Annotated in this window: 21 protein-coding genes; 10 read left to right on the top strand and 11 right to left on the bottom strand. The window is 38.0% G+C overall.

Going from position 1 to position 21,031, the window contains the following annotated elements; genetic code table 11:
- Nucleotides 1-99: 99 nt before the first annotated feature.
- Together ACWITO_RS06815 and ACWITO_RS06810 are read left to right on the top strand one after the other, a co-directional pair.
- Nucleotides 100-1,833: a M14 family zinc carboxypeptidase gene (locus ACWITO_RS06815; protein ID WP_448529250.1), complete on the top strand. Its 1,734-nt coding sequence runs from the start codon at nucleotides 100-102 to the stop codon at nucleotides 1,831-1,833.
- A gap of 111 nt (nucleotides 1,834-1,944) precedes the next feature.
- Nucleotides 1,945-2,469 carry a 30S ribosomal protein S16 gene (locus ACWITO_RS06810; RefSeq protein ID WP_448529249.1) on the top strand — a complete coding sequence of 175 codons (525 nt, stop codon included), beginning with the start codon at nucleotides 1,945-1,947 and terminating at the stop codon, nucleotides 2,467-2,469.
- Between the two features lie 13 nt (nucleotides 2,470-2,482).
- Here the strand turns inward: ACWITO_RS06810 and ACWITO_RS06805 are convergent, their stop codons facing one another.
- The 3 genes from ACWITO_RS06805 to ACWITO_RS06795 form a co-directional block, all read right to left on the bottom strand.
- Nucleotides 2,483-3,580: an endonuclease/exonuclease/phosphatase family protein gene (locus ACWITO_RS06805; RefSeq protein ID WP_448529248.1), complete on the bottom strand. Its 1,098-nt coding sequence runs from the start codon at nucleotides 3,578-3,580 to the stop codon at nucleotides 2,483-2,485.
- On the bottom strand, nucleotides 3,580-4,917 hold the full coding sequence (gene purB / locus ACWITO_RS06800) for an adenylosuccinate lyase (protein ID WP_448529247.1): 1,338 nt from the start codon (nucleotides 4,915-4,917) through the stop codon (nucleotides 3,580-3,582). The genes ACWITO_RS06805 and purB overlap by 1 nt, the downstream gene beginning before the upstream one ends.
- 230 nt (nucleotides 4,918-5,147) lie before the next feature.
- Nucleotides 5,148-5,900 (bottom strand): sulfite exporter TauE/SafE family protein, encoded by a 753-nt coding sequence (locus tag ACWITO_RS06795; protein WP_448529246.1) that lies wholly within the window; start codon nucleotides 5,898-5,900, stop codon nucleotides 5,148-5,150.
- A 97-nt stretch (nucleotides 5,901-5,997) separates the two neighbouring features.
- Here ACWITO_RS06795 and ACWITO_RS06790 point away from each other — a divergent pair, with 97 nt between their 5' ends.
- From ACWITO_RS06790 to lipB, 3 genes are read left to right on the top strand one after another with little or no spacing between them, the layout of a single operon-like run.
- Complete coding sequence (locus ACWITO_RS06790) at nucleotides 5,998-6,954, top strand: hypothetical protein (protein WP_448529245.1); 957 nt, start codon at nucleotides 5,998-6,000, stop codon at nucleotides 6,952-6,954.
- Between the two features lie 49 nt (nucleotides 6,955-7,003).
- Nucleotides 7,004-7,513 carry an NADH-quinone oxidoreductase subunit C gene (locus ACWITO_RS06785; protein WP_448529244.1) on the top strand — a complete coding sequence of 170 codons (510 nt, stop codon included), beginning with the start codon at nucleotides 7,004-7,006 and terminating at the stop codon, nucleotides 7,511-7,513.
- A 3-nt stretch (nucleotides 7,514-7,516) separates the two neighbouring features.
- Nucleotides 7,517-8,248, top strand: coding sequence for a lipoyl(octanoyl) transferase LipB (gene lipB, locus ACWITO_RS06780; RefSeq protein WP_448529243.1), 732 nt, complete (start codon nucleotides 7,517-7,519; stop codon nucleotides 8,246-8,248).
- Between the two features lie 13 nt (nucleotides 8,249-8,261).
- Here lipB and ACWITO_RS06775 read toward each other — a convergent pair whose 3' ends face one another.
- The gene (locus ACWITO_RS06775) at nucleotides 8,262-8,768 is read right to left on the bottom strand and encodes an RNA polymerase sigma factor (RefSeq protein ID WP_448529242.1); all 507 of its coding nucleotides are present in this window, start codon (nucleotides 8,766-8,768) and stop codon (nucleotides 8,262-8,264) included.
- Nucleotides 8,769-8,944: 176 nt separating this feature from the next.
- On the opposite strand from ACWITO_RS06775, the gene ACWITO_RS06770 reads away from it, so the two are divergent.
- Nucleotides 8,945-9,514: an anthranilate synthase component II gene (locus tag ACWITO_RS06770; protein ID WP_448529241.1), complete on the top strand. Its 570-nt coding sequence runs from the start codon at nucleotides 8,945-8,947 to the stop codon at nucleotides 9,512-9,514.
- Between the two features lie 4 nt (nucleotides 9,515-9,518).
- On the opposite strand, the gene ACWITO_RS06765 is transcribed toward ACWITO_RS06770, so the two are convergent.
- Nucleotides 9,519-10,118 (bottom strand): ABC transporter ATP-binding protein, encoded by a 600-nt coding sequence (locus ACWITO_RS06765; RefSeq protein WP_448529240.1) that lies wholly within the window; start codon nucleotides 10,116-10,118, stop codon nucleotides 9,519-9,521.
- 36 nt (nucleotides 10,119-10,154) lie between these two features.
- On the opposite strand from ACWITO_RS06765, the gene ACWITO_RS06760 reads away from it, so the two are divergent.
- The 3 genes from ACWITO_RS06760 (at nucleotide 10,155) to ACWITO_RS06750 (ending at nucleotide 12,156) form a co-directional block, all read left to right on the top strand.
- The gene (locus ACWITO_RS06760) at nucleotides 10,155-10,802 is read left to right on the top strand and encodes a DUF4230 domain-containing protein (RefSeq protein ID WP_448529239.1); all 648 of its coding nucleotides are present in this window, start codon (nucleotides 10,155-10,157) and stop codon (nucleotides 10,800-10,802) included.
- Between the two features lie 83 nt (nucleotides 10,803-10,885).
- Nucleotides 10,886-11,497 carry a hypothetical protein gene (locus ACWITO_RS06755; protein ID WP_448529238.1) on the top strand — a complete coding sequence of 204 codons (612 nt, stop codon included), beginning with the start codon at nucleotides 10,886-10,888 and terminating at the stop codon, nucleotides 11,495-11,497.
- A 125-nt stretch (nucleotides 11,498-11,622) separates the two neighbouring features.
- On the top strand, nucleotides 11,623-12,156 hold the full coding sequence (locus tag ACWITO_RS06750) for a 5-formyltetrahydrofolate cyclo-ligase (protein WP_448529237.1): 534 nt from the start codon (nucleotides 11,623-11,625) through the stop codon (nucleotides 12,154-12,156).
- Here the strand turns inward: ACWITO_RS06750 and ACWITO_RS06745 are convergent.
- The 3 genes from ACWITO_RS06745 to ACWITO_RS06735 form a co-directional block, all read right to left on the bottom strand.
- Nucleotides 12,113-12,712 carry a methyltransferase domain-containing protein gene (locus tag ACWITO_RS06745; RefSeq protein ID WP_448529236.1) on the bottom strand — a complete coding sequence of 200 codons (600 nt, stop codon included), beginning with the start codon at nucleotides 12,710-12,712 and terminating at the stop codon, nucleotides 12,113-12,115. The genes ACWITO_RS06750 and ACWITO_RS06745 overlap by 44 nt on opposite strands.
- An 87-nt stretch (nucleotides 12,713-12,799) precedes the next feature.
- Nucleotides 12,800-14,188 carry a dihydrolipoyl dehydrogenase gene (lpdA, locus tag ACWITO_RS06740; protein WP_448529235.1) on the bottom strand — a complete coding sequence of 463 codons (1,389 nt, stop codon included), beginning with the start codon at nucleotides 14,186-14,188 and terminating at the stop codon, nucleotides 12,800-12,802.
- Between the two features lie 93 nt (nucleotides 14,189-14,281).
- On the bottom strand, nucleotides 14,282-15,265 hold the full coding sequence (locus ACWITO_RS06735) for a pyruvate dehydrogenase complex E1 component subunit beta (protein WP_448529234.1): 984 nt from the start codon (nucleotides 15,263-15,265) through the stop codon (nucleotides 14,282-14,284).
- Between the two features lie 209 nt (nucleotides 15,266-15,474).
- Here ACWITO_RS06735 and ACWITO_RS06730 point away from each other — a divergent pair, with 209 nt between their 5' ends.
- Nucleotides 15,475-15,921, top strand: a complete 447-nt coding sequence (locus ACWITO_RS06730; RefSeq protein WP_448529233.1) for a hypothetical protein — start codon at nucleotides 15,475-15,477, stop codon at nucleotides 15,919-15,921.
- A gap of 32 nt (nucleotides 15,922-15,953) precedes the next feature.
- On the opposite strand, the gene ACWITO_RS06725 is transcribed toward ACWITO_RS06730, so the two are convergent.
- From ACWITO_RS06725 to ACWITO_RS06715, 3 genes are all read right to left on the bottom strand, one after another.
- Entirely contained in the window at nucleotides 15,954-17,297 is a 1,344-nt protein-coding gene (locus ACWITO_RS06725) for an IS5 family transposase (protein WP_448529232.1), read from the bottom strand.
- 109 nt (nucleotides 17,298-17,406) lie between these two features.
- Nucleotides 17,407-17,925 (bottom strand): hypothetical protein, encoded by a 519-nt coding sequence (locus ACWITO_RS06720; protein WP_448529231.1) that lies wholly within the window; start codon nucleotides 17,923-17,925, stop codon nucleotides 17,407-17,409.
- Between the two features lie 493 nt (nucleotides 17,926-18,418).
- Complete coding sequence (locus ACWITO_RS06715; protein ID WP_448529230.1) at nucleotides 18,419-20,188, bottom strand: DUF262 domain-containing protein; 1,770 nt, start codon at nucleotides 20,186-20,188, stop codon at nucleotides 18,419-18,421.
- Nucleotides 20,189-21,031 lie beyond the last annotated feature (843 nt).

The raw sequence follows: 21,031 nt of genomic DNA, 5'->3' as shown, positions 1-21,031 counted from the left end.
TTCTATTTCCCACTGCAAATTTACTAAAAATCTGCATTTTTTGCCTTTTCTGAAAATATTTTGTTTCTTGCTCACGTTTTCTAAAAAATTTAACCTGCGATGATAAAAAAATATTTAACCTTTCTCTTTTTTTGGAGTTTTTTACAAGTTTTCTCGCAAGATTTCATTACTCCTTTTGAGCGTTCCAAAGGAACAGAAACTGCTACTTACGAAGAAGGAATTGAGTTTTATCAGAAATTAGCTTCTCGCTATGCAGAAATCAAGATTTTTGAGTACGGCACTACCGATATTGGCAAACCTTTGCATTTGGTAGTTTTTTCGGAAGATAAAGATTTTAATCCCAGCTCTCTAAAATCCAAAAATAAAACTATCTTTTTGGTTATCAATGCTATACACCCTGGCGAGCCTGATGGCGTTGATGCCTCTATGATGCTACTGCGTGATATTGTGCAAAATGATAAACTCAAAAAAATGTGTAAAAACACCGTTTTGGCTATTATTCCTTTTTACAATGTTGATGGCGTACTGAACCGAAACTCTTACAGCCGAGCTAACCAAAACGGACCCAAAAGCTATGGCTTTCGGGCTAATGCTAAAAATTTAGACCTCAATCGCGATTTTATTAAAATGGACTCTGAAAATGCCAAAACCTTCGTACAGATTTTTCAGACTTGGCAACCAGATGTACAAATTGATAACCACGTTACCAATGGTGCTGATTATCAGTACACTATGACCTATATTTTCGCCAATCCTGCTCTATACGCTCCCGATATGCAAAGTTATTTCTTGAAAGAATTTAAGCCCGATATGCTCAATTTGATGAAAAAAAAGGGCGAAGAAATGTCGCCTTATGTTGAACTTCGCAAAAATATTCCCGATAGTGGTTTGGTGCAAAATGTTCGCTCTCCGCGTTTTTCACATATTTATGCTACTCAATTTCATACACTTGCAATGGTAGCCGAAACGCATATGCTCAAACCTTTCGATAAACGCGTGCAAGCTACTTACAAAATGATGATGAGCATTTTGGAAATTTTAGAAAAAGACGGCATTAAAATTCAGCGAAGCCGTAAAAAAGCCTTTGAGCATTTTCAGAAACAAGAAACGATGGTTTTGGATTGGAAAATCAATGAACAGAAACCTACAATGATTGATTTCAAGGGCTATGAAGCAGAATTTGTAACGAGCAAAATTACCGGTCTGCCCCGCCTAAAATACAACACGCAAAAGCCTTATACTAAAAAAATACTCTACTGGGATACCCACGAACCCAAACTTGTTATCAAGAAGCCCAAAATGTATATTATCCCTAAGCTGTATGCCAATATTGCCAAAATGCTTGAAATGAATGGCGTACAAATCACCAAATTCACCAAAAAAGAAACATTCAAAGGCTTTTATTACTACATCAAAGATTTCAAAACACCACAAAAACCCTACGAGGGGCATTATTTCCATTATGATATTGAAGTAGAAAAAAAGCCCGATACCTACACTATCCAAGAAGGCGATTTTATTGTAATGACCAACCAGCCACACATCAATTTCATAATGAATGTTTTAGAGCCTCAAGCCCCCGATAGCTATTTTGCGTGGAATTTTTTTGATACCATTTTACAACAAAAAGAAGGTTTTTCGGATTATGTTTTTGAAGAAATTGCTGAAAAACTTTTAGCCGAAAACCCTACCTTACGAGCTGAATTTGAAGCCAAAAAACGCTCCGATACTGAATTTGCCCAAAATGCCTACAAGCAATTAGATTTTATTTACAAAAATTCGCCTTATTACGAAAAACATCACCAACGCTATCCTATTTTTAGGGTAGAATAAAAATACTCATTTTTTCTTTGAAAAAAGTTTTTTTCTTTCTACCTTTGCCGTCCTAAAAAAACCGAAAGACAGACGGGTTCTGTCATTCTCCACCTAAAAATTTTTAGAAAAATGGCTGTAAAAATTCGTTTAGCTCGCAGAGGAAAGAAAAAGTACGCAATGTACGATGTTGTAATTGCCGATTCTCGTGCTCCACGCGATGGGAAGTTCATTGAAAAAATCGGTACGTACAACCCTAACACAAACCCTGCAACTATCAAATTAGATGAGGAAAAGGCTCTTAAATGGGTAATGAACGGGGCTATTCCTACCGATACCGTAAGAGCAATGCTTTCTTACAGAGGAATTTTAATGAAAAAACACTTGCAGGTAGGTGTTTTGAAAGGGGCAATCACACAAGAACAAGCCGATGCCAAATTTGCGGCTTGGCTTGAGCAGAAAAATGCTAAAATTCAGGGTAAAGTGGATAGACTTGCCAAAGAAAAAGCAGAAGCCCAAAAAGCTCGCTTGGAAGCAGAAGCTAAAATCAAAGAAGAAAGAGCAAAAGCAATTGCTGAAAAGCAAAAAGTGCAAGAAACAGGTGAAAATAGCAACGAAAATTCTGCTCCTGAAGCCACTGAAAACGCACCCAACTAAAAATAAAACCTCGCTACAAGCGAGGTTTTTTTATGCTATAAATGCCCCGCAAAGGAAAATGGTCGGAATAATTGAAAGAACGGTCGGTTTCAAAAAAATGAATATTTAAATTTGAACTAAAAAACTGATTATCAATTCGCAAGAAAAAAAGTTTGCCATTATACGAAAAATCTAAACCACTACCCTTTTCTTCAAAAGCATTGAGCAATTTTTCCCTAAAACGCTTGTAAGTGTAGCTGTAAGGCGTATCGTTGAAATCTCCACAAACAATTACGGGATAAGGCGATTTTTCAAGATGAGCCAGTACCAAAGCCGTTTGTTTGGCTCGCAAACGAAAGCCACGCAAGAGTTGCAGGAAAATGTTGTTATAGTTTTTTTTCAGTTGTTCGTAGCTTTCGCTATCAAACATCTTCTCCTCATCAAGGCTGATAGACTGCAAGTGAATGTTATAGATGCGAATGGTGTCTTTCTTTACTACAATATCAGCAAATTGCCCCCGATTGAGGCTTTTGGCAAATTTGATTTCGCCCGACCTTACTATCGGATGCTTCGAAAAAATAGCTATCCCAAAGTAGTTGTGTCTTTCACTTTTCTGCGGACTGATAACATACTGATATTTACCTTTTTCCTTAATTTTGGCAATGGTATTGAATACTTTGGAGCTATCTTCGCAAAAAAATTCTTGCAAACACTTAATATCACTACTATCTTCTACAACCTGCTGAATGAGTTTTTTGGCATTGATGCTATCTTTCCCTTGCAGATGATTATAGACATTGAAAACTTTTACATTATAGCTCAAAACGCTGAATGTATGATGATTTTTCTTTTTCTCACCGCCCAACTGAAAGCGAATAGTGCTTACAATAAAAGAATAGCCCAAAGCCAAAACCAGCGTTGAAACAACCCCTTTCCAAGATTTCTGCAAAAACCAATGTAACACAAAAAACAAATTCACTACAAGCCACCCGGGAACGCTCAAAGCCCAAAAGCCCGCCCAAAAATAGTTTGCAGGCGAAAGGTAACAACTATAATAAGCCGTTAGCGTCAGAATAGCACATATAATATTGATGATAAAACGTTTTTTGCCTTTAGCTTTACTATTTTTCATCAAAATTTGCCCAAGTAGTTAAAAGGTGTGATGTTTTTCAATTCTTGTTTGATATTTTCAGCTAAATCAAGTGTTTCAATGAAATCAGTGATAGTTTTTTGGGTAATTTTTTCATTGGTACGAGTAAGGCTTTTCAAGGCTTCGTAAGCCTGCGGATATTTTTCTCGGCGTAAAATAGTCTGGATAGCTTCTGCTACCACAGCCCAATTCTCTTCTAAATCTTGATGTAGAGCTACTTCATTGAGTTGGAGTTTTTCCATACCTTTAAGCAAGGATTTGTAAGCAATAAAGCTATGAGCTATCGGCACACCCAGATTGCGTAACACGGTAGAGTCGGTTAAATCTCTTTGCAGACGAGAAATGGGTAATTTGGCAGAAAGATGTTCAAAAATAGCATTGGCATAGCCCAAATTTCCTTCGGCATTTTCAAAATCAATAGGATTGATTTTGTGGGGCATAGCCGAAGAGCCTACCTCCCCCGCCTTGATTTTCTGCTTGAAATACTCCATAGCCACGTATTGCCAAATATCACGTGCAAAGTCTATAAGAATAGTATTGATACGTTTCAGGCAGTCTAAAATAGCGGCTAAATGGTCGTAATGTTCAATTTGAGTGGTAGGATAGCTTCTTTGCAAGCCCAAAGAAGCAACAAACTTTGTTGCAAAAGCGTGCCAATCAATTTGGGGGAATGCCACAAAATGAGCGTTCATATTGCCTGTCGCACCGCCAAATTTAGCAGAAAAAGGAATTTGCGAAAGCAGTTGCATTTGTTGTTTGAGCCTTTCGGCGAAAACGAGCCACTCCTTGCCCATCGTGGTAGGCGTAGCGGGCTGTCCGTGGGTACGTGCTAGCATAGGCAAGGCGAGCCATTCTGTTCCTTTTTGTTCCATTTGGCTCAAAACCTTCTGCAAAGCAGGCAATATTTCTGTCTGCAAAGCCTCTTTCAGACTTAAAGGAATAGCCGTATTGTTGATGTCTTGCGAGGTAAGCCCAAAATGTACAAATTCACTAAACTCTTGCCAGCCATTTTGGGCAAAAAAATCTTTGATAAAATATTCTACGGCTTTTACATCGTGATTGGTTGTTTTTTCAATATTTTTAATTTTTTCGGCATCAGAGAGCGAAAAATTATGATAAAAATCTCGCAAAGTGGCAAAATTGTTTTTATCAAAATTTTGCATTTGGGGTAAATTTAGCTCGCAAAGAGCAATAAAATACTCTACTTCTACCCAAACTCTGTAACGCATTAGAGCAAATTCAGAAAAATAAGGGGAAAGACTTTGCGTTTGGGTGAAATATCTGCCGTCAATGGGTGAAATACAGGTTAAAGGTGTCATAGCTTTTCAGAATAAAAAGCAAAAATAAGATATTCGTATGCAAAAGCAAAAGTATGAAAGATTTTTGGTAATTGTTTAGGTATAGTTTTCAGTAAGGAAACAGGAAACAAGATACAGGAAACAGGATTTTAGAAAATAAATGTCAGACAAAAAAATGAGAGATAAAGCCATTAAAGGCTTGAACCTCAAACGCCTAACTTTTTGAAGTTTTTGAAAGCCAAGTATTGGGTTTATAGGTAAAAGTACACTATGGAAAGGATAATAACAACTATGAGCAAATAATAAGTCCATTGGTTGGCTTTGGGGTGTTTGGCGGCGAAGCCAGCGGCAAGATATGCTCCCAAAGCTTGCCCCAAGGCAGTAAGTATGCCCCAAAACCAATCGGCTTGCCCTTGCCACAAAAATACCAAAAGCACAGGCAAAGCATATAAAGCTACAATTATCAGCTTATAGGCATTCGCGATTTTCAAAGGCTTTTCCAGCCCCATTACCAGCACCACAAGTAAAAAAATTCCTACCCCTGCTTGCACAAAACCTCCATATACTCCTACTCCGAACAAAGCAAGTTGATTGTACCATTTTTTTTCTTTGAAACTTTCTGTTAGTTTTTCTTTGAGCCATTTTTCGGGTTTGAGTAGCAAAAGCAGAAGCATTACAATCATCAAAATACCTAAAAAATCTTTGAAAAATTTATCGCTGACAAGCGTAGCTACATAAGCCCCCATCAAAGCTCCGATAAGTGAAGGTGTTACAATCCAAACAGGGTTTTTCAGGCGAATAGATGACTTTTGCAGAAAAGTGATTAGCCCCGTAGCACTTTGCAACACCACCGCTATACGATTTGTGCCATTGGCTACTACGGGAGGCAAGCCCATCGCAATCAGCAAAGGAAGCATAATCAGGCTACCGCTACCCGCAAGGGTATTGATAAACCCCGCCACTACACTGGCTATGAAAACAAGAAAATAAAGTAATAATTCCACAAAGGCTATCTTGAAAGCACAAACTTATCATAAAACGCAAACATAGGCATAAAATTCAGACATTTTTCTGTATTTTTGCCAAAATGCTTAAAATTCTATGAAGTTTCTTGCTTGCTTATGGGTTTGGTTAATACTCTCGCAATGGCTTTGGGCACAAGGAAAGCCTCCTTTTTTGCCTGCTGACACTATTTTTTTCTATAAAGTTTTACCCAACGATACCTCTAAAAAAATCTTGGAAAAGCGGTACTTCCACTTATACGATAAGCAAAACCACCTGAGAGAAATACTTTGCGAAAAATGGCAAAATAACGAATGGCACTATACCCATAGGTGGGTTTTTAGTTACAATGCTTTCCACGCTCTACAAAACTACCGCAAAGAAATTTGGGATAGCCTCAACCGAGATTGGCTCAAATACAAACGCCGAACCTTCAACTACAATATTCGCTATTTACCTACTGAATTTTATGATGAATTTTGGGATAAAAATGAGCAAAAATTTCTCAAAAAAAACATTACTAAAATTGCTTACAATAGCAAACATCTGCCCGCTGAAATAGAATACAAAATTTATCAGAATGAGAAGTGGATAGATTCGCTCAAACAAGAAATTTTTTACGATACGCTTAGCGGGCAAATAAACGGCATTGCCTATCGGGGAAATCCTGCCATTGCTGGAAATTTGGTAAAGTACGTAGAAATTAAAAAGGAAAAAAATACCTGGATTCTAACTACCAAAAGTTCTGCCAAAGAAAAAAATGCTGATAAAATGCCCAGATTATTGCTTTGGGTTGATGAGAAAACACAAAATTATCTTGGTGAAGAAGCCCAAATTTATCGTACAAGTCCGAAAGCTCAATTTCAAGAAATAGCGGGCGTAAAAAGTTGGTTCAATCGCAAACGCAATCAGTGGTTTTTTTCGCATTACCAGCTCAAAGAAGGTAAAAAGTTGCTTCATAAGCAAGCCATTCTTTCGCCTACAAGTTTCAAAGTAAAACCTTTTTGGCAAAATGTAAGTTTCCTTTTGGGGCTTACAGAAAATTTTTATGAATAAATTGGCTTTTTTCTGAAAAGTCTTTACTTTTGGTTCAAACTTTAATGCTATGGCTGTACTCACACGCGAAATTGTTCTTGAAGATATTTTACAAAAGTTTGAAGGCAAATTGGCGTTGGACACACATACACATTCCGACCTGCCTTTGCTGATATGCGATAGAGAAATTATTGTCAATCTTTTGGAATACTTGTATTTTCACAAGCAGTTCCAATTTCAGTTCCTCACTACCCTTTGTGGTATTCATTACCCCGACAATGTAGGTGCAGAATTTGCCGTAATGTACCAAATTCATAGTCTTATCCATAATATTCGTTTGCGTATTAAGGTGTTTTTGCCTGAAAACGATTTACATATTCCCACAATTACGCACCTTTTTGCCGCCGCCAACTGGATGGAACGCGAAGCCTACGACTTTTATGGGATTATTTTTGACGGACACCCTAACCTCAAACGTATTTACAACGTAGATGAAATGGATTATCACCCACTACGCAAAGAATATCCTTTGGAAGACCAAACTCGCAAAGACAAAGAAAACTTGTATTTTGGCAGATAATTGATGAAAAACAAACATATTTTTTTACAAAATTTAGGGAGAGTTTCCTACAAGCCCGCTTGGGACTATCAAACTTTGCTTTTTGAAAAAATCATTGCTCAAAAAACTAACCCACAAAACACTGAACCTACTGAAAATTATCTTTTGCTTTGCGAGCATAACCACGTTTATACCCTTGGCAAAAGCGGAAAAGTTGAAAACCTACTCATTTCAGAAAATGAACTTTCTGAAAAAGGTGTAGAATTTTACAAAATTAACCGAGGCGGCGATATAACCTATCACGGATTAGGGCAAATTGTGGGTTATCCCATTTTGGACCTTGAAAATTTTGCGACCGATATACATTGGTATATGCGTTCTTTGGAAGAAGTGATTATACGCACTCTGGCTGATTTTGGTATTCGGGCAGAAAGATTGCAAGGCTTCACAGGTGTTTGGATTGATACCCAACAAAATCCTCGTAAAATCTGTGCTATGGGTGTAAAAACAAGTCGCTGGGTAACTATGCACGGCTTTGCTTTGAATGTAAATACAGAGCTTGACTTTTTCAATTACATAGTACCTTGCGGTATAGTAGATAAAGGCGTAACCTCAATGCAAAAAGAACTTGGCAGAGAAGTTCCTTTGCAAGAAGTAGAAAATGTTATTGTCAGACATTTTGCTGAAGTTTTTGAAGCTCAAATTTTTGAAATAGGCACCATTGCATTAAAAAACCCTCATAGCTCTAATCTATGAGGGTTTTGCTTTTTTAATAGCCCAACTTCAAAAGTTTATCTTTCAGTTCTTTTCGGGCAATATGAATTCTATTTTTCACGGTACCAATCGGAATACCTAATCTTTCAGCGATTTCGTGATATTTGAAACCTTTGAAATACATCATAAAAGGCGTACGATAGACTTCATCAAGGGCATCAAGAGCCTCCGTGATTTCTTGCATTGCCAGCGACGAAACCCCCGCATTCTGAGCAATACTCGCCGTGCTATTGATGTAGTGCAAATTATCCGTAGTATCAATGAATGTTTTACGTCTTACCATTCTTTGATAATTGGTAATGAACGTATTTTTCATTATTGTATAGAGCCACGCTTTCAGGTTTGTGCCATCGGCAAATTTTTCTTGATTGGTGAAGGCTTTATACATTGTATCTTGAAGCAAATCGTTGGCATCTTCCAAATCTTTGGTCAAACGCACTGCAAAAGGCTTGAGAGCCTTTATGGCTTGTGCTAACTGGCTGTTAAATTCAAGGGCTGTCATAATACACCTCCATTGTTTTGTTGAACACAAACTTATTAAAAGTTAGACAAAAATCCAAATTTTGTTTAATATTTTTTTTCAAAAGTTAAACAAAATTTTTCTATTCAAACGCACACACTTAAACGTTTATTTTGCGTTTTTTGTAAAAGTTTTCATCTTTGTTCAAATTTTTACTTATGAGGGTCTTAGTTTTAGATAATTACGATAGCTTTACTTACAACTTGGTACATTTGCTCAAAGAGTTAGGCGTATATCCTGATGTTTTTCGCAACGATAAAATTGCCTTAGAGCAAGTTGCGAGATATGATAAAATTCTACTTTCACCAGGTCCCAGCCTCCCCAAAGATGCAGGTATAATGCCTGCTTTGCTTCAAAATTATGCTTCTACCAAAGATATTTTAGGAGTTTGTCTGGGTCATCAGGCTATTGGTGAAGCCTTTGGTGCAATGCTTTACAATTTGCCCCAAGTTCAGCACGGAGTAGCCACCGAAATACATCTTTGTAGTACAACGGAAAAGTTGTTTGAAAAATTGCCTACTCGTTTCAAAGTAGGTAGGTATCATTCTTGGGTTATTGATAAATCCTCGCTCCTGCCTACCGATTTAGAAATCACTGCCGAAGATGAGGCTGGCTTTGTAATGGCAATTTCGCATCGCAAATACGCTCTGAAAGGTGTTCAGTTTCACCCCGAAAGCATACTTACCGAATATGGTAAAGAAATGATTGCCAACTGGCTCAAATCCTAATACCTTAATGCAAACTGATTTTGATTTTGCAAAACTCGTACTCTTCGGGCTGATTTGAAGCCACAATAACCAACTTTTTCCCAATAAGTTTCTGCATTTCCGACTGATACCAACGGATATTTTCTTGGTCTAAATTGGTGGTGGGTTCATCAAGCAATAAAACAGGAGCAGGCGAGTAAAATGCCAAACCCAATTTGAGGCGTTGTTTCATTCCCGATGAAAAATTCTTGATATACTTGTGGCGAGCATTTTCCAAACGTAAAATTTCAATCAGATGAGCCGTTTGCAAACCTTTGAGTTTCTCGTGGAATTGTATCATTTCCGTAAGAGTTAGCTCTTCTACCAATTCCATATACGGACTTGCCCAAGCAAGGTATTGATAAAAATTTTCCGTAGCAATGATTTTATCATTTACTTTGTAAAAAATTTTTCCTTCGCTGGCAGGCAAAATGCCCGAAATTACTTGCAAAAGTGTAGATTTGCCACTTCCATTGTTCCCTGTAATTGCTACGGGCTTATTTTCCTGAAACTCAAAAGAAAAATTCCGAAATATCCATTCGTTATTAAATTTTTTTCCTAAATTTTCGGCGTGAATAGTGAGCATATCAACTCATTTCTTGCAAATTAACACATAAATTCAATGCTTGTCAAATGGGCTATTAAAATAGGCACAGGAATTCTGCTCTTTTTGGCAGGAGTGCTTTTCTGGCATTTCATTAAAGGTAGTTTTTGGGGAGGAGGTTCTAAAAGTGCAAAGGAAGTTATCAAGCATCAAACTACTTTGGAGCAAATTGAGGCTTTGGGAAAACTGGAACTTGTCAAATATACTTTCAAAGATATTTTGGAGTACAAAATAGATAGACCTTGGTACAAAGGTGGTGATAGCAAAACGCTACTGATTGTAGCAGGCGAGGCAGTAGGTTGTATAGATTTAACCAAAATCAAGAAAGAGCATATCCTTGAAAAAGATAGCGTAATGATTATACAACTTCCTAAGCCCGAGCTTTGCTATGTAAAAGTAAATCAGCAAGATAGCAGAGTATATGAAGTAAAAACGGGCTTTATGACCTTTGACGAAGCCCAACTTATTGAAACAGCCTACAAAGAAGCCGAAAAACAAGTAGCAAAAACAGCTATGGAAAGCAATATTATGGAGCAAACTAAAAAAAATGCAGAGCTGATACTCAAACCTACTTTGGAGCAAATTGCAAGAAAAAAAGTGGTTTTTCGTTATGACCTTACAGGTGTAAAAATTGAAACCGAAACCAAACCCATTTTTCAAAAATAAATTTTCAAAAAAATATTGACAACTCACAAAATTTTCTTATTTTTCCGTAAAATTTCCTTAAAACAACCTTAAACTAAACAATTATGAGAAAGGTTATTTTCTACGCAATACTTACCTGTTTGGCTTGTTTGAATTTTGCCTGTAACAATTCGGGGGGAGGTGATACTGGAAGCGGAGGAACAGAAGATGCTCAACAAAAACAAGAAAGATTGAAGCATTTTCACGATGAGTATGCAGGATTGAACCGAGAGCATCAAGAAATGGAAATGGAACGCCGAGACTATCAAGATTATTTTGATACATTACGCAACTTATATTTGAGCCTAAAACCCCAACCCGAACCCGCTTTTGATGCCCTTCAACAGCGTTTTCAGGCTACTATGAAAGAAGATAGCGATATGATTAGTGAATTTGTGAAAGAAATAGACGAACTGCTCAATTTTATCAATCGTTATGAAAAAGGGGAAATCACCTATGAAAAAGCAGAACAAGATAGAAGATCTTTGGATAGCAAACACCAAAAAGTACAAAGCACACACGATAAAATTTCAAAAGATTTAGAAAAAGAAATAAGCGAGTTAAAAGAACTTATTGATAAAGCAGGTGGTAAAGACAAAATTCCCGCTATGTATACCAAAAATCGTGATGCCCTAAAAGCTGGAAACGTAATTCCTGCCGATACAACTAAAAAATAAATTCATTCCTTTTACTAAAAAATTATGCAGGCATAGAAAGCTATGCCTGTTTTTTATGGTTTTCCACTATGCTCAAAAGAGAAATACGAGAATTTTACAAAAAAAAGAGGCAAAAACTAAGCGAGTTGGAATGGCTTACCAAGAACAGAGCCATCACCGATAGATTATTTCAATGGAATTTGCTTGAAAAAGTAAGCTATCTACACTTATTTTTGCCTATTACCAGGCAAAAAGAACCTGATTTGTGGAGTTTTATCTATCAGGTTTGGGAAGAAAAGCCTCATATTACCTTGCTTGTTTCTCGTACCCACCCCGAAACCCATAGCCTTTCGCATTATATTTTTACCGAAGCTACTGAAATTCAGGAAAATCGTTGGGGAGTCCCCGAGCCGCTTTCCACAGAAATCTTTGAAAATCTTTCTGCTATTGATATGGTACTTATTCCTCTTTTAGCCTTTGATGCACAAGGCTATCGGGTAGGCTATGGAAAAGGTTTTTACGATAGGTTTCTTTCCGAGTGTCCCCAAGCCTTAAAAGTTGGTATTTCGCTTTTTGAAGCCTTGCACGAACCCATTAGCGATACCAATGAATATGATATAAAATTAGATTTCTGTATTACCCCAATGCAGTTGTATGATTTTTCTTCTCCAAAATCATAAAAAGTTCTGCACCAGCCCTTGGCGGAATGGAATTGTAGCAAGTTTCAAAAACTTTCAAATCAAAATAAGGCTCAAAATAATTCAAATACTCATTTTTTGAGCCTCCAAAAGGCGGACCTGAATGTTCAAATTCTCTGTTGAAAAGCAGCCCTACCAACTTGCCCTTTTCGGACAGCAATTCATACATTTTTTTTGCGTACAAAGCTCGCAAACTTGGCTCAATGGCACAGAAAAAGGTCTGTTCTACAATCAAATCATATTTTCCTGTAAAGGCGAAAAAATCAGTGTGGATAACTTTTACTTGTGGATAAGAGGCAAAATGTTTTTGAAGTTTTTCCACCAAAAAGCCCGAAATATCCACAAGAGTAATATTTTGAAAGCCGTTTTTTACTAAAAATTCAGCCTCATAAGCATTTCCACAACCGGGAATAAGAATGTGAATATCTTTGCGACTGAGTTGTTCAAAATATTTTTGTAAAGGGGTAGAAGGGTAACCTATATCCCAACCTGTTTGCTGGTTACGATAGCGTTCTGTCCAAAATTCTTCGTTTAGCATAGTATTGTGGTGATTTTTTGAAAATCAAAAAATTATTACAAAAAAAGGCAGTTTGTATACTGCCTTTTCTGCTAATGAAGCGAAAAATTAAATATGTATCACCTCTCCATAAGCGGCGGCAACGGCTTCCATAATTGCCTCGCTCATTGTAGGGTGCGGATGCACGGATTTGATGATTTCGTGTCCTGTGGTTTCCAAGTTGCGTGCTACTACTACTTCGGCAATCATTTCTGTAACATTTGCTCCAATCATATGACAGCCAAGCCATTCGCCATATTTGGCATCAAAAATTACTTTAATAAATCCATCGCTCACGCCACCTGCTTTGGCTTTTCCCGAAGCCGTGAAAGGAAATTTACCCACTTTTATATCGTAGCCTTTTTCTTTGGCTTGTGCTTCGGTAAGTCCTACGGAAGCAATTTCGGGCTGGCAATATGTACAACCGGGTATATTGTTGTAATTGAGCGGGTGCGGGTTCAAACCTGCTATTTTTTCTACACAAATGATACCCTCTGCCGAAGCTACGTGTGCCAAAGCAGGACCTGGGGTAATATCTCCAATGGCATAAATACCCGCTACATTGGTGCGATAGTATTCATCTACCACTACTTTGCCTTTATCAGTTTTTACACCTGCTTCTTCCAAGCCTATTCCTTCAATATTGGCAGTAACGCCCACCGCCGAAAGTACCACATCACACTCCATTTGCTCAATGCCATTAGGGGTTTTGATAGTAACCTTACAACCTGCTCCCGAAGTATCCACAGCCTCTACGGTAGAGGAAGTAAGAATTTTTATACCCATTTTCTTGTAAGATTTTTCAAGTTGTTTTGAAACCTCCTCATCTTCCACAGGTACAATGCGAGGCATAAATTCTACAATGGTTACATCAGTACCAATTGAATTGTAAAAATATGCAAACTCTACACCTATCGCCCCCGAACCCATAATAATCATCTTTTTGGGTTGCTTATCCATATACATTGCCTTGCGATAGCCTATTACCTTTTCGTTGTCAATTTTGATATTCGGTAGCTCCCTTGCTCTGCCACCCGTAGCCAAGAGAATATGCTTGGCTTCCAGTAGTTTTTTAGAACCATCTTTGGCAGTTACTTCTACTTTTTTATCGCGGGTAAGTTTGGCAAATCCCTCTATCAGTTCTACTTGATTTTTACGGAACAAAAACTGAATTCCTTTGCTCATACCAGCGGCAACATCTCGGCTACGCTGAATCATCGCTTTGAAATCGGCTTGTGCCTGCTGAATATGTATGCCATAGTCTTGGGCGTGCTTGATGTATTCAAACACTTGTGCCGATTTGAGCAAGGCTTTCGTAGGAATACAACCCCAATTTAGGCAGATACCTCCCAGCTCGGCGGCTTCTACTACTGCTGTTTTCAAGCCCAACTGACGAGCTCTGATAGCGGCAACATAGCCGCCCGGTCCGCTTCCTATCACAATTAAGTCGTAATTCATAAGAAAAAAGGTTTTTGTTAGAAAACTGCGTTGCAAAATAATAAAAAACCCCGACACTCCGAGAGGTCAGGGAGTAGGTTTTAGTAAAAGTTATTATTTTCGGTAAGTTACAGCTTTGATAGCTTCCAAAGTACGCTTGGGGTTCGGTAAAATGGCTTCAATGAGTGTAGGAGCATAAGGCAAAGGCACGTCCATACTATTGATGCGGTGAATAGGAGCATCAAGGTAGTCAAATGCGTGTCTTTGAACATGATAGGCTATTTCAGAAGAAATTGCCGCCAGAGGCCAAGCCTCTTCTACCACTACCAAACGATTGGTTTTCTTGACAGATTCTACGACGGTTTTATAGTCAATCGGGCGAACAGTACGCAAATCAATTACTTCTACGGAAATTCCTTCTTTGGCGGCTTCATCGGCGGCGGCGTGAGCTACTTTCATCATTTTTCCAAAAGAAACCACCGTTACATCTGTACCTGTACGCGTAATTTTGGCTACTCCCAAAGGAATCAGATATTCCTCTTCGGGTACTTCGCCTTTATCGCCATACATTAGCTCCGACTCCATAAAAATTACGGGGTCATCATCGCGAATAGCTGTTTTTAACAAGCCTTTGGCATCGTAAGGATTGGAAGGCACTACTACTTTGAGCCCAGGCGTATTGGCATACCAGTTTTCAAAATTCTGTGAGTGTTGCGAGCTGAGCATACCTGCATTGCCCGTAGGACCTCGGAAAACAATAGGTACAGAATACTGCCCACCCGACATAGACATCATTTTCGCCGCCGAGTTAATCACTTGGTCAATAGCTACCAGCGAAAAATTGAAAGTCATAAATTCTACAATAGGGCGAAGTCCATTCATTGCCGCACCTACTCCAATGCCTGCAAAACCTAATTCAGCAATAGGAGTATCTATTACTCTTTCGGGTCCGAACTCGGCAAGCATTCCTTGGCTCACTTTGTAGGCTCCATCATATTCAGCTACTTCTTCCCCCATCAAAAAAACGCGGGGGTCTCTTCGCATTTCTTCACTCATTGCCTCACGCAAGGCTTCACGAAATTGTATAATTCGGCTCATTGACAAATTGCATTTTTACGTGCTAAAATTGTGTTTTATTTACTTTTTTTCCAAAAAAATCGCCAAAAAAATTTTATTCAAAAATAGCAAAAGCTCTTTTTGGTAAAGAAAAAAACTCACTTGGTAAGTTGAAAGCAAAGTTTTGTAAATTTTTAGTGAAAATATCGGCAAAAAAGCGGATTTTTGTAGCAAACTAAAAAAACAAAGATATGAAAAAACTCATTTTCTTATTAGTAGCAGGATTTTTTCAGCAAATTCTTTTTGCACAAGGAAGCTATCAACAACTACTCAATCGTTATGTAGGACAGCGAACAATGACCTTGCAGTGGCTAGATACCAGCCCTACCCAAAAATGCAAGCCGGGCAAAGTAGTCATAGACCAAGAAGATGGGAAAATGGTACTCACTATCAAGGGCGAACAGCGTAAAGATGCCAATAACTATGTAAAAATTGATGGCACCATAGAACCTGTTTCCGATACAGAATTCAAATTTACAGGTACTATTGTTTCGCGTGTAAGCTATCTTTACAATGGTCAGGAGTGTGTAAAAGACGGCACTTATACTTTCAAAAAACACAAAGGCAGAGCGTTCTATCGCTTGCAAGAAAAAACCAACTGCGACGGCAGTGCCGTAGATTATGTGGATATTTATTAGGCTTTGTATCCGCAACAATAAATAGTCGTCCCTTAAAAAGTAGTTTTGAGTTTGAGTTGAAAAAGATTTGAGGCAAAAATTTGGCAAAAAGTGAAAATTTTTTGGAGGCAAAAAAGAAAGCGATTGAGCCACTTTCTAAAATTGAAAGCCGCCGCCGCCAACCAAGCATTGATTTTATCGCCTAATACCCCTTTGAGGAAATTCCTTTTAAGCCTGTGTTCGGCTTTTAAGTGTCCAATCACAGGTTCAACGGCTGAACGGGAGCGACATTGCTTCCGTTTCTTTCGTTTCTGATAGGTATTCAAATGCTTATCTTTCTGGGGGCTGGGCAAGATAATTTCTGTTTCTCCGACTTTTCGCTTGCCTGCATACCCTCTATCCACAATAGCCGTTTGAAAGGTCTTTCCACATAGAGCTTGAGCTTGCTGTAAAGTCGCCTCCAATGTCTGCGAGTCGTGAGGATTGCCCAAAAAGTGAGCTATGCCTACTATCACATTGCTCTTGGGTAGCGTAGCTATGCCTATCTTGCAACCAAATTCGTAAGGTTTATGAGCTTTCCCCTTTGCTATGCAAGCCACTTGCGGTTCGTGTAAGCTATAAATCTTGTCTTTGCTATCCTGCTTTTGAGCCAGCACCCGTTCATACAAACTTTGCTTCTCCCTAAAATCTATCCTGCCCAATGCCTCCGCTTTCCTTGACACCTCTCGCACCAGACGACCTGCTATCGTTCGCAAACGCTTCAATATCCGCCTTGACGCCTTCTTTTGCTCTTTGCGATGACTATAACGCAATTGCTTCTGTAACTTTTCTACCACCCTACGATAACTCTGACGCAACTTTATTCCTGCCTCATCAGCATATTTTCGCGTCTCCTTGATTACTTTTGCCGCTAATTTCGTATCGGTCGGATACGTGATATTTTTTTCCTCTACCGTCGTATCTATCAATACCTCTTTACTCTCTTCTACTGCTTCCTTGTGCAACTCCACGCTCTGCTCAAATATCAGCTTTATCCCTTCTTCCCCTATCCGATGACGAAAATGTACCAAATCCGATGCCGCACAAGGAAATTCCCAAGAAAAGTATATCCCGCCCGTAAAATACTGATAGTAAGGATTTTCTACCCAAACCTCTACCACTCGCTCATCGGATAAGTTGTACAAGTGTTTCAGTATCAGCAACCCTACCATCAGACGAATGGGTTTGGAAGGGGCTCCCATTGTGGAATAATATCCCTTAAACGACTCCTCTAAAAAATTCCAGTTGATTTCTTTACCTAAAGCTATCAAGGAATGATTGGGGTTGATAATATCTTGCAGAGGAGATACATACAAATTCAACTGAAATTCCTTTTGATTGGGACTTTTGCCTAACATATTTTTGCAAGGTTTTTGGCAAATTTAGCAAATTTCTTGCAAATTTGTACCATAGTTTTTCACTATTTTTTGATTATATCTATTTGATTAACAATAACTTAGAGACTTTTTAAGGGACGACTATGTAGTAGTATTCTCTAAACCCATTGTCTTGAAGAATATTTGTTGTGCCGTTTAGTTTTAGTAGGCAAAATTTTGAACCTCTCGGTTTATCGTAAGTGTATTTTGTGATTACGTTTAGATAGGATTTGTTAGAATCAATATTCTTGCTGTCGGTGTAATCTGAAAACGCTAATTCAAATTGACTGTCATAATTCCAACTCAATATTCTTAAGTTGGGAGGAAACTCATAATAGTTGTGATTAAGTAAGGAAGCGTAAAATGAATCGTAACGCTTGTCTGCCTTGTTTATTAGTTGCTCTACAATCAGATAAACAGAAAACGCAGCTTTTAATTTGTTTAAGTCATCATGCTTACCTTTTATAAATAGTTTCTTCGCAAATGTGTCTATACTTGCGTGGTTCTCTGAATGAGAAAGAAGCCATTCAATGTCTTCAATTAATGTCTTGTGAATTTCGGCTTTTGAAAGTTGTAGTTTTAAGTCGTCATACTGTTCAATGTCTGACATTTTGAAATTTTTCGCTTTTCAAAAGTTGAAGAACTTCTTTAATCCTTGTCGGTATCTCATTTACAATTGGTAATGCTTGTTTACTTGCTCCGGCTCCAAATAAGTATGATATTTTCATGTTCAATATATTCTTGTTAATCGTTGATGGTTAGTCTGTCGGATAATTGTCAGTCCGTTAACAAAGTCCTTTTAGACGCTGAATTACTGTCCCCCGACACCAAACTAAAATGTAAAGAACGAAATTAAAATGCTACGTCAAAGTCTGCCGAGAAGTCCAACACGGGGACAGTCATTCAACGTCTTTTATGTTACTCCGTCAATGTGCTCGCAGTCGTCCGATAGCCTTGCCACCAACGTTTTGCGGCTTGGCGTAGTGGCGGATTTCGGAGCACAAAACTGTCAATACACCACAAAAGTTGATGCGAGATAGAATGTTCAATTAACCACGCCACCCGCCATTGAGCCAAACGCCTGTTATCGGTTCGGGCTTTTGTCATTCGTCATTTGTTTCAACTTCTTCTTCTATGGTTACGGTCGTCATAGGGCTTTCAATTGACCTGTCGCTCCACCAACGCTCAATACAATATTCAGCAAGAATTTGTGTTCTTTTTTGAACTGATTTTTTATTGAATCCTTTATTGGTGTCAATCTCGGAACCAAGCATTCTTGTCATTGTAAACAAACTCCTTGCGTATGCGTCTATTTTTTCTATTGCGTTTTTATTTTGAACGCTTGAGTTTAACCCTTTTTCTAAAACAGTCAGGTTGCCAATTGTGTGTTCAAAGTCTATAAAATCTTCTTTGTTATCAAACCCGAGTGCAATGGGGTCAAATGTGGGTGTTTGTGAAAGAATATGTTCAATGTTTGGTGATTTACCAACTAAGTCTTGTAGTTCGTTCATTGAGTATTCTGTTTTATTAAGATATTCACAATAGTTAATGAAAATATGATTTAAAGCACGATTACCATAAATACCCCTTGATAAATTAGATTGAAATTCTTCTTTCGGCATCCAACGACTGTTAAACCAAATAAGAAAATTTTCAATATCATCAGCCTTTTTATTGTCGATTCCATATACAAGTCGGGCAATGTCAGCCTTCGGGTCTGTTGCTCTCGTTTTATATACCCTTACTTCAATTAATTCAACAAGGTCAAAAAAGTTAAAACTTTCTCGTCCTTTTCCTGAAAGTGATTTATCTAACAAGCCGAGTCCTTGTAGTTTGATTATTAACGGATAAAGAGTTGCTGATAGATTTAGTATTGCAAAAATTTTGAAAAATTTCGTTTCTGTTTTTGCTCGTTCAATTACATCCTTACAGTTCGTAAAGAAATTTTTTAAACTTGCTATATAATCAGAAATGAACTGATGCATTTCAGGATAATTAGTATCAGATGTTTCATTTCTAAATTTCGTCAATTGATTTTTTAAAAACTGTAAAACGTAATTGGCAGTTGGGTCGTAATTTTCATTGCTGTAAGTAACAAAATGGTAACGCATTAAATTGTCTTCGTTGAAATCTCTATTTTTTATGAGATTAATTCCAAGTTCTTCGCCAAGGTGTTTAATGTCATCATAAATCTCAAAAACATCACTAAAATATTCGTTGATAGTGTTGTCCAAAGATTTGTTTAAATAGCGATTAGAGAAATAAATCAAAAGACTTTTCGCCTTTTCCATATTTGAAAGTGGCTTTCCCCTGTCGTTTACTGTTTGGAATATTCGGATTGCATCACCTTCAGAATTTTCAACAAATTCCATTACTTCAAGTTTCTCTACGGATTTCAAGAATTTTAATTTGTCCGCAATTTGGGAAACCTTGAAATTGATTTCTTCTATGGCTTCCTTCAAGTATCGCTGACTTTTGTTTTTCGGTTCATTAATTGTTCCTTCTAGAATGCTTGTGAAGAAATTTTGGTCACGGTTTAATGGTGAAATTCTATATCTGTCATCTTCCTTTAAATAGAAACGTTCATAATATGAAGCATCTTTTTCCGGAAGTTGTTTTATCAGTGAACTTATTATCAATGTTATTGTCGTGGTGCGTTGTTGTCCGTCAACGATGTAGAATTTTTCATCATCATCTTCACTTTTTGAAAGCACAATTGTCCCAATATAATGATTGGAATTTGATTCAATTGATTCGATAATGTCATCAAACAAATCTCTGATATTTTGGACTTCCCAAGCGTATCCACGTTGATACTTTGGAATTTCAAAAAATCGTCCGTTAAAAAAGTCTTTGATTTTAATACTTGCCATATGTTACTGTTTTTTTAGTTCTTTTTCTTTGGTTGTGTCGTCTTTTAGCCTGACCGATAACGGAAAAGGCTTGGCGAAGGCGGGGCATAGAAAGCACTACACTTCACACAATCACAAAAGTAAATAAAAAGCACTAAACTACAAATTAGCACATCAGCCCCGCTTGTCGCCAAGCCAATGTTGTGGGCTGGCGTTTTAGTTTTCCGAATTGTCAAGTTGCTAAATTGGGTTGCTTTGTCCAAAAGTTCTACAAGTTGTCAAGTTGCTAAGTTGGGTTACTTTGTCTAAAAGTTTTCCGAGTTGTCAAGTCGCCAAGTTGAGTTACTCTGTCCAAAAGTTTTCCGAGTTGTCAAGTCGCCAAGTTGGGTTGCTCTGTCTAAAAGTTCTACAAGTTGTCAAGTTGCCAAGTTGAGTTACTCTGTCCAAAAGTTTTCCGAGTTGTCAAGTTGCTAAATTGGGTTACTCCGTCTAAAAGTTCTACAAGTTGTCAAGTTGCTAAATTGGGTTGCTCTGTCCAAAAGTTTTCCGAGTTGTCAAGGGTGTTTTATTGATGTTTCTGTCTTACGATAGCCCACAACGGAAAAGGCTTGGCGAAGGCGGGGTTTTAAAGCACCACACTTCACGCACGCACTAAGGTAAGTAAAAAGCACCAAAGTTCCAAATTTACACATCAGCCCCGCTTGTCGCCAAGCCAATGTTGTGGGCTGGCGTTTTAGTTTTCCGAGTTGTCAAGTCGCTAAATTGGGTTACTTTGTCTAAAAGTTTGCCGAGTTGTCAAGGCGTCAAGTTGAGTTACTCTGTCCAAAAGTTCTCCGAATTGTCAAGTTGCTAAATTGGGTTACT

This window comes from Raineya sp. (genome assembly GCF_053497555.1).
Note: the sequence above shows the minus strand (reverse complement) of the source record. Positions and strands in the feature narration are given on the sequence as shown.